The 17,828-nt window shown below is 57.8% G+C and carries 13 protein-coding genes; 8 read left to right on the forward strand and 5 right to left on the reverse strand.

Annotated elements, in window-relative coordinates:
• Positions 1 to 61: 61 nt before the first annotated feature.
• Genes folD through RX329_RS36920 form a run of 3 tightly spaced genes read right to left on the reverse strand, consistent with a single transcriptional unit; the run spans position 62 to position 4,398 of the window.
• Positions 62 to 946 carry a bifunctional methylenetetrahydrofolate dehydrogenase/methenyltetrahydrofolate cyclohydrolase FolD gene (gene folD / locus RX329_RS36910; RefSeq protein WP_317245206.1) on the reverse strand — a complete coding sequence of 295 codons (885 nt, stop codon included), beginning with the start codon at positions 944 to 946 and terminating at the stop codon, positions 62 to 64.
• Between the two features lie 25 nt (positions 947 to 971).
• On the reverse strand, positions 972 to 1,898 hold the full coding sequence (gene purU / locus RX329_RS36915) for a formyltetrahydrofolate deformylase (protein WP_317245207.1): 927 nt from the start codon (positions 1,896 to 1,898) through the stop codon (positions 972 to 974).
• A 13-nt stretch (positions 1,899 to 1,911) separates the two neighbouring features.
• The gene (locus RX329_RS36920) at positions 1,912 to 4,398 is read right to left on the reverse strand and encodes an FAD-dependent oxidoreductase (RefSeq protein WP_317245208.1); all 2,487 of its coding nucleotides are present in this window, start codon (positions 4,396 to 4,398) and stop codon (positions 1,912 to 1,914) included.
• A gap of 247 nt (positions 4,399 to 4,645) precedes the next feature.
• On the opposite strand from RX329_RS36920, the gene RX329_RS36925 reads away from it, so the two are divergent.
• The 7 genes from RX329_RS36925 (at position 4,646) to RX329_RS36955 (ending at position 14,191) form a co-directional block, all read left to right on the forward strand.
• The gene (locus RX329_RS36925; RefSeq protein WP_317245209.1) at positions 4,646 to 5,266 is read left to right on the forward strand and encodes a helix-turn-helix domain-containing protein; all 621 of its coding nucleotides are present in this window, start codon (positions 4,646 to 4,648) and stop codon (positions 5,264 to 5,266) included.
• Between the two features lie 417 nt (positions 5,267 to 5,683).
• Positions 5,684 to 7,225: an IS21 family transposase gene (gene istA, locus RX329_RS36930; RefSeq protein ID WP_007599102.1), complete on the forward strand. Its 1,542-nt coding sequence runs from the start codon at positions 5,684 to 5,686 to the stop codon at positions 7,223 to 7,225.
• A 19-nt stretch (positions 7,226 to 7,244) separates the two neighbouring features.
• The gene (istB, locus tag RX329_RS36935) at positions 7,245 to 8,006 is read left to right on the forward strand and encodes an IS21-like element helper ATPase IstB (protein ID WP_007592724.1); all 762 of its coding nucleotides are present in this window, start codon (positions 7,245 to 7,247) and stop codon (positions 8,004 to 8,006) included.
• A 538-nt stretch (positions 8,007 to 8,544) separates the two neighbouring features.
• The gene (locus tag RX329_RS36940; protein WP_317245210.1) at positions 8,545 to 9,570 is read left to right on the forward strand and encodes a GTP-binding protein; all 1,026 of its coding nucleotides are present in this window, start codon (positions 8,545 to 8,547) and stop codon (positions 9,568 to 9,570) included.
• Positions 9,571 to 9,598: 28 nt separating this feature from the next.
• Complete coding sequence (locus RX329_RS36945) at positions 9,599 to 11,254, forward strand: amidohydrolase (protein WP_317245211.1); 1,656 nt, start codon at positions 9,599 to 9,601, stop codon at positions 11,252 to 11,254.
• Positions 11,255 to 11,566: 312 nt separating this feature from the next.
• Complete coding sequence (locus tag RX329_RS36950; protein ID WP_317245212.1) at positions 11,567 to 13,213, forward strand: amidohydrolase; 1,647 nt, start codon at positions 11,567 to 11,569, stop codon at positions 13,211 to 13,213.
• A gap of 9 nt (positions 13,214 to 13,222) precedes the next feature.
• Positions 13,223 to 14,191: a GTP-binding protein gene (locus RX329_RS36955; protein WP_317245213.1), complete on the forward strand. Its 969-nt coding sequence runs from the start codon at positions 13,223 to 13,225 to the stop codon at positions 14,189 to 14,191.
• Positions 14,192 to 14,305: 114 nt separating this feature from the next.
• Here RX329_RS36955 and RX329_RS36960 read toward each other — a convergent pair whose 3' ends face one another.
• On the reverse strand, positions 14,306 to 14,881 hold the full coding sequence (locus RX329_RS36960; protein WP_317245214.1) for a substrate-binding domain-containing protein: 576 nt from the start codon (positions 14,879 to 14,881) through the stop codon (positions 14,306 to 14,308).
• Positions 14,882 to 15,131: 250 nt separating this feature from the next.
• On the opposite strand from RX329_RS36960, the gene RX329_RS36965 reads away from it, so the two are divergent.
• Positions 15,132 to 16,514, forward strand: coding sequence for an amidohydrolase family protein (locus RX329_RS36965; protein ID WP_317245215.1), 1,383 nt, complete (start codon positions 15,132 to 15,134; stop codon positions 16,512 to 16,514).
• Between the two features lie 108 nt (positions 16,515 to 16,622).
• On the opposite strand, the gene RX329_RS36970 is transcribed toward RX329_RS36965, so the two are convergent.
• A protein-coding gene (locus RX329_RS36970; RefSeq protein WP_317245080.1) for an IS3 family transposase occupies positions 16,623 to 17,755 on the reverse strand; the annotation gives its coding sequence in 2 pieces (ribosomal slippage) (positions 16,623 to 17,500 and positions 17,500 to 17,755; 1,134 coding nt in all).
• Positions 17,756 to 17,828 lie beyond the last annotated feature (73 nt).

The raw sequence follows: 17,828 nt of genomic DNA on the forward strand, positions 1-17,828 counted from the left end.
GACACAGGGAAGTTTTGCAACCTCAGCTCAGTTCAGATCGTCAACCTCATGAGAGACACAACTAATCCGTGCCAAGCGGCGAAGAAACACCGCGGCGGCGGCAGGCCGCCTCGACCGTATTCCTGAGCAGGCACGCGATGGTCATCGGACCCACTCCGCCCGGAACTGGTGTCAGCGCGCCGGCGACGCTGCGCGCACCCTCGAAATCCACATCGCCGACCAATTGCTGCTTGCCGTCGCGTTCAATGCGATTGATGCCGACGTCGATGACGATTGCACCGGGTTTGATCCAATCGCCACGAATGAACCCTGCTCGTCCGGCCGCCGCAACCAGAATGTCCGCACCACAACAGACCAAAGGAAGACCCTTGGTCCTGGAATGCGCTATGGTAACCGTACAGTTTTCTCGCAACAGGAGTTGTGCTAGCGGCTTCCCGACTATGTTGGAACGGCCGACGATGACTGCGGAAAGCCCGGCAAGATCCTTACGGACGCCCTTGATCAAAAGCATACATCCGAGTGGCGTGCAGGCGACCAAAGCGGGTGCGCCGAGCGACAGGTTGCCGACATTAATAGGATGGAAACCGTCCACGTCCTTTGCCGGATCGATGGCGGCAGTCACTTTCTGGGCATCAATGTGAGGGGGTAGCGGCAGTTGAACGAGAATGCCGTCAACGTCTTCGGCCGCGTTCAGGCGCTTGATCAACGCCAGAAGATCACTTTCACTGGTTGAGGCGGGTAGCTCGTGATGGAACGATCGCAATCCCGCTTCGACCGACCTACGCACCTTGTTGCGAACGTAAACCGAGCTTGCAGGATCATCGCCAACAAGCACAACGGCAAGACCAGGGGTCGCCCCCCGTTCCGCGAGAGTTTCGACGGCACTGCACAACTCGTCGTGAAGCTGCCTCGCAGCGGCAACGCCGTTGATCAGCGCTGCGCTCATGTCCCGTTTGCCCGTATCGTGATGCTCATCGAAAGACCACCGTGCGATCGCCGTTCAACAGGACCCGGTTCTCGGCGTGAAACTTGACGGCTCGCGTCAATACTGCGGCCTCCACATCTCGTCCGACCGCCGAGAGTTCCTCGGGCGTGAGGGAATGATCAACGCGTAAGACGTCTTGCTCGATGATCGGCCCCTCATCCAGGTCCGCGGTGACATAGTGGGCTGTTGCGCCGATCAACTTGACACCCCTTAACTGGGCTTGATGATACGGACGCGCTCCCTTGAAGCTTGGCAGGAACGAGTGATGGATATTGATGACCCGTCCGGACATCTTCTGACAGAGCCCATCCGACAAAATCTGCATGTATCGGGCCAAGATAATCAAATCGATGCGTTCCTGCTCGACCCGCGCCATTAGCTTTGCTTCCTGGACGAGCTTTGTGTCGGCAGTGATCGGCAGATGATGGAAAGGAATGTCGTAGGACGCGGCGAGGCGATAGAAGTCCTTGTGATTCGAAACGATCAACGGAATTTCGACATCGAGCATTCCCGTGGAATACTTAAACAGAAGGTCGTTTAGGCAGTGTCCGGCGCGGGAGACCATAATCATGACCCGTGGCTTCGAACTGGAATCATGCAATTGCCACGTCATGTCAAATGACTTTCCGACTTCGGAAAACTCCGACTGCAAGCGTGAGATTGCGATTTTATCCAGCGCGTCGAATGAAATGCGCATGAACAGTTTGCTGACGCTGCGATCGGAGAATTGAGCGCTGTCTCGGATATTGCATCCATGGCTCGTGAGGAAGCCAGAGACAGCGTGAACAATGCCGATCCTATCCGGACAGGAGAATGTCAGGACAAAGTCGGGCCGATTGACTTGTTCCTTCAATCCCGGGACAGGCGAACTCTGTGCAAAGGGGCTGGCGGATACGGCGCTAATTTCAGACATGACACCCTACCGATCAGGAAGCCGCCGCAGACACGGCCACGGCACCTTCGACGTCCTTCACCCGATTGTTGGCGGGATCATAGAACGCACGTAGCGAAGCACGGGCGGGCACACGCACGCCTGCGACCTCGACCTCCAATTTGCCGCCCTGCAAATAAGCCGCATCGACTCCTCCGCCGCCGGGGTTCTCGACATAGCCCAGACCAAGAGAGGCTCCGATGCTGTGACCGTACATGCCGGACGTGACGCGCCCTACGAGACGACCATCGTGCCAAATCGGTTCATTGTGGTAGAGCAACAGCGCGGGATCCTCGAGCGCAAGATGGACCATCTTGCGCTTGAGCCCGGCTTCCTTCTGACGCAGCAACGCATCGCGCCCAACAAATCCTTGCGGCTTCGACCAAGCGACCGCGAAGCCGAGCCCGGCCTCCAGCGGAGTATCTTCATCGGTGATGTCGTGGCCCCAGTGCCGGTATCCCTTCTCCATCCGCAATGAATTCAGCGCGTGGTACCCGGCAAGGCGCATGCCGAATGAAGCACCCTCTTCGAAAAGAACGTCGAATACGCCCTGGACGAACTCCGTGGGAACGTACAATTCCCATCCCAGTTCTCCGACATAGGTAATGCGGCTTGCCCGCACCTTGGCATAACCAAGATCAATGACCTTCGAGGTCGCGAATGGAAACGCACCGTTCGACAGATCGGCACCCGTCAGCTTGCTCAACAAACTCCTGGACTTCGGACCCATCACGCCGAGGACCGAGTAGGCCGAACTGACGTCGACGGCCAGCGCCCGTGCACCTTCCGGAATGTTGCGCTTCAACCAGGCCAAGTCCCTGACCTGCGTGGCGACGGCGGTTACGATGAGGAAGCGCTTTTCGCTTTCGCGGGTGATCGTCAGATCCGCCTCGATGCCACCACGCTCATTGAGCCACTGAGTGTATACGACGCGCCCGATCGGAACCGAGACGTTATTCGCACAAATCCTATTAAGAATGTGCTCGGCGTCCTCGCCCTCGAACACGAATTTGGCGAAGGACGATTGGTCGAATAGCCCGACGCTCTCGCGCACCGCGAGATGCTCCTCGGCGGAATAGTCGAACCAATTTTGCCGCCCGAAACTATATTCGTACTTGGCCTCGTGCCCCTTTGGCGCATACCAATTAGGTCGTTCGAAGCCCGCGACCTCACCGAAGCAGGCCCCCCGCGAGAGCAAGCGATCGTGTAGCGCGGAACGTCGGACACCTCTCGCTGTCTCCGGCTGCCGGAACGGCCAGTGCATCGCGTACAGCAAACCAAGCGATTCGACCGTTCGATCGCGGAGATAGCGACGGTTGGATTGGAACGGCATCACGCGTCGTATATCGACGTCCCACAGGTCCATCGGCGGGTGACCATCGACGATCCAATCGGCAAGCACCTTGCCCGCTCCACCCGCGGAACGTATACCAATGGAATTGAAGCCCGCCGCCACGAACAGATTTCGCACCTCCGGCGTCTCGCCAAGCATATAGCGATCGTCCGGGGTAAAACTCTCCGGTCCGTTGAAGAACAACTGGATTCCCGCCTTCGCCAGCATCGGAACGCGACGGATCGCCCCCTCAAGCAGCGGTTCGATATGATTGAGATCGTCCGGCAGCGTATCGAACTCGAAACTGTCGGGTATCCCCTCCATCCCCCAAGGCTTCGCAACCGGTTCGAACCAGCCGACCAGCAGCTTGCCGGCATCTTCCTTGAAATACGTGCAAGCATCGGCATCACGCAGCACGGGAAGATGCCTTTTGATCTCGGGCAGCGGCTCGGTGACAATATAGAAGTGTTCGGCCGCGTGAAGCGGGACGGTCGTACCCGCGCTTGCACCGAGGTCCCGCGCCCACATGCCCGCGCAATTGACCACAAATTCGGCGGCGATTTCGCCGCCCTTCGTGCGCACACCGACCGCGCGACCATTTTCGATCACGATCTCGGTTACAGCGGTGCCCTCAAATATCTTCGCCCCACGAAGCTTGGCGCCCCTCGCGAGCGCATGCGTCGTGTCCACCGGATTGGTCTGCCCATCCTTGGGAAGATGAACCGCACCCACGAGATCTTCGGTTGCCATTGACGGCCAAAGATCGCCCGCCTCCTTCGCCGTGAGGACGTTTACCTCCAACCCAAAACAACGAGCCATTGACGCTCCGCGCTTCAACTCCTCGAAGCGCTCCTGATGGGTCGCAATTGCCAGTGACCCGATCTGGCGGTAGCCAGTGTTTTGCCCCGACTCTCGTTCGAGCTGCCCATAGAGTTCGGTCGTATATTGGGCCAACCGCGTCAGATTGTGGGTAGCCCCGAGCTGACCCACCAAACCGGCGGCGTGCCATGTCGTTCCGGAGGTGAGTTGCTTACGTTCAAGCAGCACGACATCGGTCCAACCGCGCAGAGTCAGATGGTAGGCCAGACTGCAACCCATGATACCGCCGCCAACGATGACGACTTGAGCCGACTTTGGAAGATCCGTCATACCTAAAGCTCCAAACGACCGTTTGTGAAATTACCTAGCATTTTTTCACAAACATGAATAGCTTTTTCATGCTTATAGGTGTTTTTTCCAAAGTCGTCTCATATAAAGAATCGAGGCAGTCTGGGGCTCGGGTCGCAGACGTTCCAACGATTGAGCCGTGATTGACTGTCGAAAGTGGGTTGCTTGACTAAGTTGCAGGCCGGCTGGTCGTGACAGCAACGCGCCCGCCTTGGAAGGACGAGAGACGATGGCCATTAGATCGATACGCGCAGCCGATGAATGGGCCGCCTCCGAAGCGAAAGAAGGCTTGGATCTGGAGGCCGCCATCGGCGGACAGATTCGCGAGCTACGCAAGATCAAGAAGCTGACGCTGGCCCAGCTTGCCCAAGCCGCCGACATTTCGGTCGGCTACTTGAGTCAGCTCGAACGTAACCAATCGAAGCTGCCGATCGGGATATTGAAAAAGCTGAGCGACGTTCTCGGCGTGCATATGAACTGGTTCTTCAACGGCAACATGCAGGCCACGGCCGACGAACGGGATGTCGTCGTTCGCAAGGCGCACCGCCGCCGATTGACCTTCACCGGCCTCGGCATCGCCGAGGAGCTGCTCTCTCCCAATCTCGCCGGCCCGCTAGAACTTCTCATGAGTACAATCGAGCCGGGGGCCGACAGCGGGGAATACAGCCATGATGGCAATGAGGCGGGGGTGCTAGTCGCGGGACAACTGGACCTGTGGGTCGACGGGAAGCTGTTTCAGCTCGAGGAAGGAGACAGCTTCTCCTTTAGCAGCACTTCGCAACATCGATGCGCGAACCCCGGGACGGTGCCTGCTAAAGTCGTGTGGGTGATCACTCCTCCGCACTACTAGCAATGCTCACCGTTTCGCAAGCGCCGGCTTATAGCAACCGGGCGAGAGAAACGGCGTATCGCGGCTCGTCATCACTTAATCACCTGGCCTCCTTGGGGCGGCGGCGATGCAACGATCGAAAATCCGTTCCCGAGGGGCCGGGCCGCACGATAAAGGCCATAGCTAAGGGGCGGCCCGTAATAGAAATGAATACGCTCGAACGGCTCGCGGCCGGCACTGTGAAGAGGCGCATGTTGCGGAATCCGAGGCAAAGCGGCCACCGATTCCGACGGAAGGCGGCCAGCGATTCCGATCGAAAGCGGCCACCCAATCCGAACGAAGGCGGCCACCCTGTTGATAGGGTGAGACGGGGGGCGTTGTCGGCAATCTGAACGGGGCAAGGTCCCTCCTTTTGCGGTTCACGCAATGGGAGGTCCGATGCCCGCCGAGAGATTGCCGATGCGGAAGATTCGAGAAGTTCTACGCCTGAAGTATGCCTGTGGGGTGAGCGATCGGGTGATCTCCCGATCGGTCGGGATCGGTCGCACGGCGATCGCGGAGTATGTCCGCCGCGCCGCGGTGATCGGCATCACCTGGCCGATACCGGAGGAGCTCGACGACACAGCACTGGAGCGCAAGCTGTTTGCGCCAGCCGGCTACAACCCGCCGCGATCGAAGCCGCTTCCGGATTGGGGGCATGTCCATGCCGAGTTGCGCCGCCGCAGCGTAACGCTGGCGCTGCTGTGGGAGGAATACCGCGGCCATCATCCCGACGGCTACGGCTACAGCCGGTTCTGCGACCTCTACGTCGAATGGCGCCACGGCATCACGGCGACCATGCGGCAGACCCACGCGGCCGGCGAAAAGCTGTTCGTGGACTTCGCCGGCGATACCGTGCCGGTGTTCGACGGGCTTACCGGGGAGGTGCGCGCCGCCAAGATCTTCGTCGCGGTCATGGGAGCGTCGAACTACACATTCGTCCAAGCCCGGTTCAGCGAGGCGCTGCCCGACTGGATCGGCGCCCATGTGGATGCGCTCACCTTCCTGGGCGGAGTGCCGAAGGCGCTCGTCTGCGACAATCTGAAGGCCGGGGTGACGGTGGTGAGCCGCTACGAGCCAGGCGTCAACCGGACTTACCAGGATCTTGCCACCCATTACGGCACCACCATTATGCCGGCGCGGCCCCGCAAGCCGCGCGACAAAGCCAAGGTGGAGGCGGCGGTTCTTATCGTCCAGCGATGGATTTTGGCGCGGCTGCGCAACCGGCGCTTCTTCTCGCTCGCCGAGTTGAACGTTGCGATCCGCATCCTGGTCGACGAACTCAACGCCCGCCTGATGCGCAAGCTCGGTGCCAGCCGCCGCGAGTTCTTCGACACCATCGATCGTCCGGCCCTGATGCCGCTGCCGGCCGAACCCTATCAGTACGCCGAATGGCGTCGTGCCCGTGTAGCGCCGGATTACCATGTCGAGGTTCAGGGGCACTTCTACTCGGTGCCATCCCGCCTGATCCGCCAGGTCGTCGAGGTGCGGGCCACCGAGGCAACCATCGAGGTGTTCCATCGCGGCACCCGGATCGCCAGCCACGCACGCTCAGGCGTCAGGCGCCGCCACACCACGATCCCCGAGCACATGCCGAGCGCACATCGCCGATACGCCTTCTGGACGCCGGCACGTCTGCTGGCCGCCGCCGAGAAGATCGGTCCGTCCACGATCGCGCTGTGCCAGGCGATCATGCGGACAAAGCCCCATCCCGAGCAGGGCTTCCGATCCTGTCTCGGCATCCTGCGGTTGGAAAAGACCTATGGGACGCAACGTCTGGAAGCCGCGTGCCGCCGTGGGATCAGCATCGGCTCAGCGAGCTATCGGTCGATCGCCTCGATCCTCAAGACCGGCCTGGACAAAGCCTTCCTTCCCGACACCGCCCCCGAGGCCGATCCCATCCAGCACGGCAACATCCGTGGCCGCGGCTATTACCACTGACCACGAACAAGGAGACCTTATGCTCAGCAACCACACCCACGAACGTCTCGCTGCTCTCGGGCTCGCCGGCATGGCCAAGGCCTTCGACGATCAGCAACGCCAACCGGACGTTACCGCGCTGACCTTCGAGCAGCGCCTCGGCCTGATGATCGATCGCGAAGCAACCGAGCGAGAGAACAAAAGGCTCATCGTGCGCCTGAAGTTCGCCTCGCTACGGCAGGCCGCAATCGTCGAAGATGTCGATCTGCGCGCTCCGCGCGGCATCGACCGCGCCTTCTTTGCCAAGCTCGTCGATGGCGATTGGATCAGCCGCAAGCAAAATTTGCTCATCACCGGGCCGACCGGCGTCGGCAAGAGCTGGATCGCCTGCGCACTCGGCCACAAGGCATGCCGCGATAATCGATCCGTCTTATATCATCGCCTGCCAAGGCTGTTCGAAGCTCTTGCGCTCGCCCGCGGGGACGGACGCTATGCGCGGCTCCTCAAGACACTATCGAGGGTCGATTTGCTCATCCTCGATGATTGGGGCCTCGCACCGCTTACCGGCGAGCAGCGTCGCGATCTCCTCGAAGTCGTCGACGATCGACACCAGCGCGGATCGACCATCATCACCAGCCAGGTGCCGATCGAAAATTGGCATGAGGTCATCGCCGACCCGACCATCGCCGATGCCGTCCTGGATCGGCTCGTCCACAATGCTCACCGCCTCACACTCAAGGGAGACAGCATGCGAAAGATCACTGCGCAGCGCGCCAATCTTGACGCAGCCAAGAAAACCTGACCCAACTCCTCATGCCGGCAACGACACTCCGGCCGCCTTCGTCGGAACAGGTGGCCGCCTTCGATCGGAATGCATGGTCGCGTTCAATCGGAATCCCTGGCCGCAATCCCCGGAATCCGCAGCATGTCAATTGAAGCGTCGATCCCGCCGGCGGCGAGCCTCTCCGCTCCTGGCGCGCTTTAGGTAGTTGCGACGGCGATCCCCTGCTTGGTTGATCGCGACGAATTGTTCAGCGCACTCTGCATGAATGACCCGGCTCAACCGGCCCATGGTTGATCATGAGGCCGTTGCCGTTGCTCTATTTGCTTTGGCTTACAAAGTGGCGTCGGCCGCTTCGGCCGCGCGCCCAGCAAATCACGTATATGAAACTTCCAATAGAATATTCATGTTGACAGAATTGTCACACCAATTTATGTAGACAATCGCTTCGTCGTTGCGGATTTCAGTGGTGATCCAACCACGCGCACTTCGTACAGGAAATCTATGGTGGGCGACGGACGGGCGTGACCGTTGCCGCAGGCTCCGAGGATATGCCGCGATGTTGCATTTCGCCCGGGAGCAACAATTGCCGGTTACGATCGTGTCCGGCTTTCTGGGTGCGGGTAAGACGACTCTTCTGAACAACATACTGCAGCAGACGAGGCAGAGGCTGGCTGTTCTCGTCAACGACTTTGCCGCGCTGAATATCGATGTGAGGCTCGTCGCATCGCAGAGCGACTCCATCATTTCTCTTACAAATGGATGCGTTTGCTGCAGCATCAAGGATGATCTCTTAGGTTCAATTCTGTCTATCGCGTCTTCAGAACCGAGGTTCGATGGAGTTTTGCTCGAGACGAGTGGCGTGTCGAATCCGATGGCTATCGCCGATGCATTTATGCAGCCGGCGGTGTCTCGCCGACTAAAGGTTGATCGTACAATTTGCGTTGTCGATGCCGAGAACTTTCCGGGCCTCAACTTCGAAAACACCGAGTTGGCGATCGATCAGGCCGCGGTCGCGGACTATGTGTTACTCAACAAGACCGACCTAGTAACGCCGGCAGTCGTCGACGAAGTTATCACGACGCTCCGCGGCGCGTTGCCCATGATGAGAATCATAAGAACGCGCAACGCCGTCCTTCCGGCTTTCATGTTGCTCTCTGATAGCGACGTTGAGGCGCCACACCAGTTTCGTTCGAATCGGAAAACAACATTTCGGTGCGACCAAACCGAAAGCCCATGCCGCGATCGAGCCTGTGCCGCCTGCGGCGGCACCTACACGACTCGTGATCACTCCGGCGTGTTTGAGAGCTGGTCCTGGTCAGGCAATGTCGGCAGCCAAGCCAACTTTGCTGCGATCGTAAAGGCTCTTCCTGCCTCGATCCTGCGCGCGAAGGGCATCGTTCGATTCTCGGATTTGACCGATCAGAGCGGCGTTTTCCAGCTGATCGGCAAGCGCTCGACGATCGATCTACGCCTTTCATCCTCGGGCGATCAGCGAAGCGAGCTCGTATTCATAGGAATGCGCGGCGAACTGCCAACCGGCAGACTCGCGGAAATGTTTGAACGGCAAACCAACGGCGCTTGACGCCCGGAAGCAGGCAGGAGGAGCACAGATGGGTGCAGATACGATTTTTTACGGCGGGCCGATCGTCACGATGGATCGCGACCAGATGCAAGTTGAAGCGGTCGCGATTTCCAAAGGAAAAATACTCGCAGTTGGATCTTGGGAAGCCGTAAGCAGCTACCGCGATTCCGAAACCACCATGGTCGATCTCGCCGGGCGCACGATGTTACCTGGTTTCGTCGAAGCACATGGCCATCCTCTGCTTAGCGCCCTGTGTTGGGGCGATCCGGTGGTCGATATTCGCTCAGTGCACACGCCTACCTACGAGGCGGCTCTCGCCAAGATCAGAAGAAGGGTTAGCAAGGCAAAGAAAGGAGATTTCCTCTGGTTCCTGGGCCTTGACGCCCAGCTCCACGTGGGCGCCAAAGAGCCTAGCAAAGCAGAGCTCGACGAACTCTCACCGACGATTCCGATTGCCGTGCAGGTGTCGAACATGCACGGCATTTTTCTCAATACGGCGGCCCTTAAGGCACTTAAAATTACCCGAGAGACCCCGGTCGTTCCTGGCGGGCATGTTCGTTACGACGAGAATGGTGAACCATGGAAATTTGAGGAGCGCTCGCGCGACTACATCGTCGAGAGTTTCTATGCGATCTGCGGCGAGCAGCGTGGTATCGACTCGTTACGGGATTGGCTGTGGAAGTTCTCAAAGTCTGGATATACAACCAGCTCGGAAATGGGACTGACGCCAATGACAAGTGTCTTCTACAAGAAGACTCTGGAGCGCGAGCAAATGCCCATTCGGGTCTTTTGCTATCAGAGAGCTGTTCCCGAAGGAATCGAGACGATTCCCTTTGAGGGAGGAAACGATCGGTTTGCGATGGCCGGCATCAAGATGTGGGGTGATGGGTCCGTCCTCATGGGGAACGTGTGGTTGACGAAGCCATACCTCAACAACGAAATCACCCTTACGAGCATGGGTCTTCCGCGCAATAGCGTCGGTCATATGAACTACAAGCCCGAAGAGCTGAAGCGAATAATAAGGGCTTACGCGGCCCGCGGGCATCAAATGTCGGTCCATACGCATGGCGATCGCACGATCGATGCGGTTCTGGATGCGTACGAGGTGGCGCTCAATGAGTTTCCCGAAGCAAAGCGTCCATTTCGGCTCGAGCATTGCGGAACGTTGCGCGAAGACCAAATAGACCGCTGCAACAAGCTGGGCGTCGTCTGCAGCTTCTTCTTGCCTTACCTGTATTATTGGGGCGAAGCACTCCGCGACGCCCTCCTTGGGCCGGAAGCGGCCGCGAAGTTTGTGCCAGCCGGGAGCGCCGTCCGAATGGGGATGCGGAGTTCGCTCCACTGCGATCCGCCAATGACTTGGCCGCACGCGCTCCTTTGCCTACATCTAGCGACTACCCGTCGAAGCCGCGCCGGAAACGTCATCGGTCCGGATCAGATCATGGATATCGACTCGGCCCTTCGCTCCGTGACAATCGACGCCGCCTTCCACCTCAGAAAGCACAACGAAATCGGGAGCATCGAGGTCGGCAAATATGCAGATTTCGTGCTCCTCGACAAGAACCCTCGTACCGTCGATCCCGAGCACGTGCTCGATCTCAAGGTCCTCGGCACCTATGTCGAGGGTGAACGAATTTGGGAGTGCTCGGCTGATGAAGCGCCGACCGGACGGCACGCGGCATAGGATGGACGGCCACTTCTGGCCGTTGTCCCGACCATCACGAGAACTTCAAAACTGGCTGGACAGTGACCAAGAGCTGACCGCAAGCAGCGGTGGCAAGCTCGTTGAGGCGAGTGCATCGAGGACGCGAATGAAAGTGTCGCGTGCATTGATGTGCCTTGGCAGTAGCGAGCAACAACCAGTTTTCCATCCCAAGGATTTTGTGGGCGGCATCGATCGGCCGCGTATTCGCGATTCCGAGTAAACCCGCACCAAGTCTTTGCGGTCGCTGCACAGCGGGGCCATTCACAACCCATAATCAAAACGGAGATCAAGGTGGAAAAGACGACCATCTACAGGGCGAAGACCATCCGCACGATGAACCCATCCTTGCCAGTCGCCGACACTGTGGTGGTTCGAGGTTCTCGGATACTCGAGGTTGGCACGGCCGAGTCCGTGCGGCCGTGGTTCGCAGGCCAAACACCTCAGATCGACGATACCTTTCGAGATGCCGTGCTGATGCCCGGCTTTATAGACCCGCATGTCCACCCCGCTCTGGCTTCGATTCTCCTTCCGATGCATTGGATCACTGGCGTGGATTGGAAATTGCCCGGCCGCGCGCTTACCGCCGTTCGTGGACAAAATGAATTCCTCAATCGCCTGACGGAGATTGAAAGCCAGCTTCCTGAGGATGAGCCGCTCGTGAGCTGGGGTTATCACGAGTTGTGGCACGGACCCTTGAGTGGAGGCGCGCTTTCGCGTATCTCCAGCAGGCGACCAATCGTCGTCTGGCACCGTGGCTTTCACTCGCTTTACCTCAATGACGCCGCGATGGCATGGGCCGGAATAACGCGTGAGGACGCGGAAAAGCACCCTCAAGTGGATGCCGAGCGACAGTTCTTCTACGAAAGCGGCATGGCCATGGTGCTGGCACGCTTACGGAAGCATCTCCTCGAACCCGAACGTATCAAAGCTGGATATCGAGCCTTCAAGGACGTTATACATGCTGGCGGTACCACCACGATCGGCGACATGGCCTTTGGCAAAATCGGCGGAGAAGAGCTGGAATGGCAGCTTTGCCAGGAAGCCTTCGACGAAAATACGCCGTTCAGAGTGCAGATGACTCCGGTCGGGATTCCCTTCGGCGCGGACTCGGTCGACATTCCTGCGCGTATGGCTGATCTCAGATCTATTCGTGCAAGGAAAACCGTCCGCGCGCACTTCGGCAAATCGGTCAAGTTGTTCGCCGACGGTGGATTCTTCTCCAACCTGATGCAACTCAACTGGCCGGGTCGGATCGAGGGCCAAGATGGCCACTGGATAACGTCGCCTGAGATTCTACGCCAGGCTGCGGAGGCCTATTGGGATGCAGGAAACGTCATTCATATTCATACCTCCGCCGACCTGGGTCTAGAACTTGTTCTCGACACGCTCGAGCATCTGCAAGCTCGCCGGCCGCGATTTGGGCGCAAGCTCGTGATCGAGCATCTGGGAGTGAGCACACCAGAACAAATTCAGCGTGCAGCCGAGTTCGGAGCCAATGCTTCGGTCAACATCTATTACGTTCATGAGCTGAGCGACCGCTTCTACAAGGGCATACTCGGTTACGAGAGGGCATCGCAGATGTCCCGGCTCGGCACTTTGGCATCCAACAATATTCGCTTCTCCTTGCACTCAGACTTCAGCATGGCGCCCGCTGCACCGCTGGTGAACGCCTGGGTTGCAGTCAACCGCCTGTGCGAAACGGGTAAGGTTATGGGAGAGCACGAGCGCGTTTCGGTCGAGCAGGCGATGAAAGCCATCACTATCGACGCCGCCTACATCCTCGGAATGGATAGCGAAGTCGGCAGTATTCGCTCGGGCAAGAAAGCGGACTTCACTGTGCTGGACCGTGATCCGTTCGAAGTGCCACCCGAGTACATCCGCGAAATCAAGGTTCTCGGCAGCGTTTTCGAAGGAAAGTACTTTCCTAGTAGCTTTTAGAGCCCGTCAATGACGCTAGATGTCATCATAATTGGCGGATATCTCGGCTCGGGAAAATCAAGCCTTGTCAATCATCTCTTGCAGACATGGGACCCCAAAGAGACAGGAGTTATCGTAAACGACCTCGCGCCAATCAACGTCGATGCTCAACATGTGATTAAAGGGGCTGGACTGACGCTAGGCATTCAAGATGGTTGCGTCTGTTGCTCCGTCACCGATCGCCTCGGAGAAGCCTTTGATTGGATGGCCGCCTTTCGCCCGCGCCTCAAGCGCGTTCTGGTCGAGGCCAGCGGAGTTGGCGACCCTTGCCGCATTTCATACTACAGCCGAGGCATGCGAGAATTGAGCCTCAATGCCATGATTACTGTGGTCGACGCTTCAACTATCATCGATCGTCTGAACGACAAGTTTGTCGGCAATCTGGTCAAGCGACAAATCGAAGCGGCCGACCGGCTGATCCTTAACAAGATCGACCTTGCACCTGCAAGTCGGCTGTCCAAAGTCGGCGCGATCTTACACGAACTAAACCCAGAGGTGATCATTATACGCGCCCATCATAGCCAAGTCGATGCCAGTGCCATCTGCTTGCCGGATGGCACACCTACTCTGAGGCGCCGCCCCTCAAAGATGCTTCCCGCCGCGAGCGACGCTGAAACCGCCGATAATGCATTTAGCACCATGGTTCTGCGCACGAAAGATTCGGTCGACCAACGGGGGATGCGCCGATCTTTGACTCAACTGGCAAAAATAGCAGAGCGGATCAAGGGGGTTATTGTCACATCTGAGCAAGCAAACAATAGCTATCTCGTTCAAGTCGCGAGCGGCGACGTTCAGCTAATGCCGGCCAATCCGTTGGCTGCGTACCATGAGAGTGTACTGGTGTTTGTCCTGAGCGGTGACAATACGAACCTGCAAAAAGAGACTATTGAGGCGGCTCTTTCCAGGCACGCCCGTTGGACCAGTTCCGTTATCGGCTAGATTGATTCGCGCCAGTCCTGGTGTGACAAAATCTCGGATCTAGGCCGCTCCGCGCGGAGCCAATGCATCTGAATCCTTGGTGCTCTCGATTGCCATGTGACGCCGTCTCGTCCGCTAAGCGGCTGTGGAGAAGCGGTCTGATGCATCCACCTCCGCTTCCCGCCACCTCAGTCCAATACGAAGGAGGCCCTCGCGGCCTTCACGGATCCGAAGATGAACCGATGCACCTCTTGGACCCCGCGTGTCTCGTGCGTATCGGATGAGAGGGGTCCAATAATTGCGCACGAACCGGACTTCGGGCAGGAAGCGCTTCTGTTCCGGATACCTTGGCGCCGCATAGTCGTGGAGGATTCCTACGCCATACCCGGCACGAACCGCTTCCATTTGCGCGACCACGCTGCCGCATTCGTATCGACGTGAGATGAGCCGACCGAGAACGGAAGCATAGTCCAAGGCGCGGCTGTAAGTCATGTCCTCGACATGCGTCACGAACAAACGGCCGGCCAATTCGTCCTGGCTTATGATCGGGCCATCGCACCCAAGGTATTGCTCCGCCGCATAGACGCTGAGTGTGTAGTCGGTCAGCTTCGACAGGATTAGTCGCCCCTGTTTGGGTCGATCCAACGTAATAACGATGTCGGCCTCTCGCCGCGACAGCGAAAATGCTCCCGTTTTCACGATCCGGCGCATCACTCGCTGTACGTTCACCCCGCCGGGTTACTGTCGGGTCAAAAGCTGCACCAAATGGGCGGTATATGCACAAATGCATCATCTCCCAGCGAGGTAAAGCTCAAAGTATCCGCAGGAATGAATGCTAGAATGAAGCGCGCACTCGGTTCGCTCGGAACGAGCCTCTTATTCTAGGAGCCGTAGCAACTGTGCACTTCATCTCGTATTGACGTTGTGGCCAAAGAGCCGCCGACTGGGAGCTGCGAAGACGATGACCGCCCAAATCACCCCCTCAAGTCAACTCGATCACCTCCCGCTGTTTCTCTCTAAGCAGCATCCGGAGTTCATAAAAGTGTTTGAGGCCGTGAACGATCTGCCGATCGACGACACGCATTGTCACCTCATCACCGATCGAGATGCCGTAACAACTCCGCAGCGCTATCTGGAGCGCATATCCTTGGCCGGTTATGGTACCGCATATTACTTTCCACAGGGCGTGTATGACCGGTGGCTAAATGGTGACGAGGCAACCAGGCACGAGCTCAACAAGGCATTTGATATCCAGAGTAAGGTCGCTGGCATCACTCGTGATATCGCAGAAAGCGTATTCATGAAGTTTGTTGTTAAGGAGCTCTCGCAGTTTTTGAGCTGTGAACCAAGACTTGAAGCGGTCATTGAGGCAAGGAATGAACGCGGAAAGAATTACTGGGGTTACGTAAATAGCCTGCTTCGGGATGTGAACTACGAGAACATCATGCTGGATACGGGATATGCAGAAGGTTGTGGGGCGGTCGAGATATCGCGGTTTGAAGAAGCCATACTGCCCTGCCGAACCAACCGTCTCGCCAGGATAGAGATGATCCAAAGAGAGCTCTTTCCTCTCGACATTTCATTCGAGGAGTACGAGCAGCGCTTCGGAACGAGGATGCACGAAATGCTCGATGGAGGAGGAGAGGGAAATTATGGAAAGAAATCCTATGGGATGAAGTCCTATCTTCTCCCCTTTATAGGGTTGATCAGGCCACTTTACGATCGTGAAGTGGCTCGGGACTCCTGGAAGACTCTTAGGGACTCCTTTCACAAGATTCCGGCCACAGATCGAGAGGCCACGTACAATCTATCGAAAGATCTCCGCCGCTACAATTTCACAATCGCACTAGAAGAGTGCTTAAAGCGCGACATTCCAATGCAGATTCATACCGGAGATGGAGAACCTCCTTTTGTGATACTTCGCAATCAAGATCCCTTTTTTCTTGAGGAGGTGTGCCGCTTCGATCGAGATGGTGTAATGCGTATGCCGAAAATAATTCCTCTACACGCAGGTTATCCGTCAGTAGGAAAGGCCGCTTGGCTTAGTCATTTGTACCCAAACTGCTATTTTGAATTGTCGATCATGACACCACATGTGCATCAGAGTCTGTTCCAAAGATACATGCAAGTTATGGAGGTAGTTCCACTCTCCAAAATAATGTATGCAAGCGACGCCGCTCATATTCCTGAGCTCTATTGGCTCGCTGGTCGCTGGGGCAAGCGATACTTGGCACAGGCTCTCACTGAACACGTTGTGGGAGGAAGCCTTAGTTTTGATGAGGCAATTGAGGGGGCCAGAAAGATATTATACAAAAATAACAGATCGCTTTATAAGCTGGATTAAACGAACAGCTATTTCCTCTTCTATAACTCTCAAAAAGAAACGGAGTCTGAGCTGGTCCCGGTTGTCTGAACAAAAATTCCGCGTCGATAAGTGGAGCCTCTGCCGGGGTTAGGCCGCCGCGCGGAGCGGCGGAAGGTTGAAGTAGGCTTGATCCGGGGTCATGTCGTCAAGACTCGAATGCGGACGTCGTCCGTTGTAAAAATCGAGATACCGGCCAATCGAATGTCGTGCCTCGCCGACGGTTTCGTAGGCTCGCAGATAGACCTCCTCGTATTTGATGCTGCGCCACAGCCGTTCGACGAACACATTGTCCCGCCAGGCCCCTTTGCCATCCATGCTGATGGCGATGCGGTGGCTGGCAAGCACGCCGGTGAAGGCCGCACCGGTAAACTGCGAGCCTTGGTCGGTGTTGAAGATGTCCGGCTTGCCGTGACGAGCCAAGGCATCCTCCAGCGTCTCGACGCAGAAGGCTGCTTCCATGGTGATCGACAGCCGCCACGACAGAACACGACGGGTTGCCCAATCGAGCACGACCGCGAGGTAGACAAAACCGCGCTCCATCGGGATGTAGGTGATGTCCATCGCCCAGACCTGGTTCGGTCGCGTGATCTCCATGCCGCGCAGCAGGTATGGATGGATCTTGTGGCCGGGCTCGGGTCTGCTGGTGCGCGGACGGCGATAGAGCGCCTCTATCCCCATCCGCCGCATCAGCGTCTTCACATGCCGACGGCCGATCTTGCACCCCTCGGCAGCCAGCAGGCCTTTCAGCATACGCGAACCGGCGAAGGGAAACTCCAGATGCAGCCGGTCGAGACGCCGCATGATCGCGAGATCGGCGTCCGGCACCGGGCGCGGCTGGTAATAAACGCTGCCGCGGCTGATCTTCAAAACTTCCGCCTGCCTGGTGATCGACAGATCGTGCTCACGGTCGATCATCGCTTTGCGCTCAGCAATCCCGCCTTGGTGAGCGCGCCTTCTAAAAAATCGTTCTCCAGCGTCAGCTCCCCGATCTTGGCATGCAGCGACTTCACATCGATCGCAGGCGCCGCCGGCGCAGCGCCGCCAAGTCCAAAAACTCCGGAAGCGCCACCCTCCAGCTGCGCCTTCCACGCCGTGATCTGATTGGGATGGACATCAAAGTGCTCGGCCAGTTGGGCTATCGTCCGGTCCCCCTTCACCGCGGCAAGCGCCACCTTCGCCTTGAAAGCCGGAGTGTGGTTCCGGCGTGCTCGTCTGCTCATCGTCGCTCCTGATTCGCAGACACCAGCGTGCCCGCTGTCAGGCAGAAACTCCACTTACCGACCTGTTCAAATT

It is taken from the genome of Bradyrhizobium sp. BWC-3-1, assembly GCF_032917965.1.
In the GTDB taxonomy this organism is placed as follows: Bacteria; Pseudomonadota; Alphaproteobacteria; order Rhizobiales; family Xanthobacteraceae; genus Bradyrhizobium; species Bradyrhizobium canariense_D.

Bases quoted from the DNA above. Each gene is read 5' to 3' on its own strand.
- folD (WP_317245206.1), bottom strand. From the start codon at position 946: ATGAGCGCAGCGCTGATCAACGGCGTTGCCGCTGCGAGGCAGCTTCAC.
- purU (WP_317245207.1), bottom strand. From the start codon at position 1,898: ATGTCTGAAATTAGCGCCGTATCCGCCAGCCCCTTTGCACAGAGTTCG.
- RX329_RS36920 (WP_317245208.1), bottom strand. From the start codon at position 4,398: ATGACGGATCTTCCAAAGTCGGCTCAAGTCGTCATCGTTGGCGGCGGT.
- RX329_RS36925 (WP_317245209.1), top strand. From the start codon at position 4,646: ATGGCCATTAGATCGATACGCGCAGCCGATGAATGGGCCGCCTCCGAA.
- istA (WP_007599102.1), top strand. From the start codon at position 5,684: ATGCCCGCCGAGAGATTGCCGATGCGGAAGATTCGAGAAGTTCTACGC.
- istB (WP_007592724.1), top strand. From the start codon at position 7,245: ATGCTCAGCAACCACACCCACGAACGTCTCGCTGCTCTCGGGCTCGCC.
- RX329_RS36940 (WP_317245210.1), top strand. From the start codon at position 8,545: ATGTTGCATTTCGCCCGGGAGCAACAATTGCCGGTTACGATCGTGTCC.
- RX329_RS36945 (WP_317245211.1), top strand. From the start codon at position 9,599: ATGGGTGCAGATACGATTTTTTACGGCGGGCCGATCGTCACGATGGAT.
- RX329_RS36955 (WP_317245213.1), top strand. From the start codon at position 13,223: ATGACGCTAGATGTCATCATAATTGGCGGATATCTCGGCTCGGGAAAA.
- RX329_RS36960 (WP_317245214.1), bottom strand. From the start codon at position 14,881: ATGCGCCGGATCGTGAAAACGGGAGCATTTTCGCTGTCGCGGCGAGAG.
- RX329_RS36965 (WP_317245215.1), top strand. From the start codon at position 15,132: ATGACCGCCCAAATCACCCCCTCAAGTCAACTCGATCACCTCCCGCTG.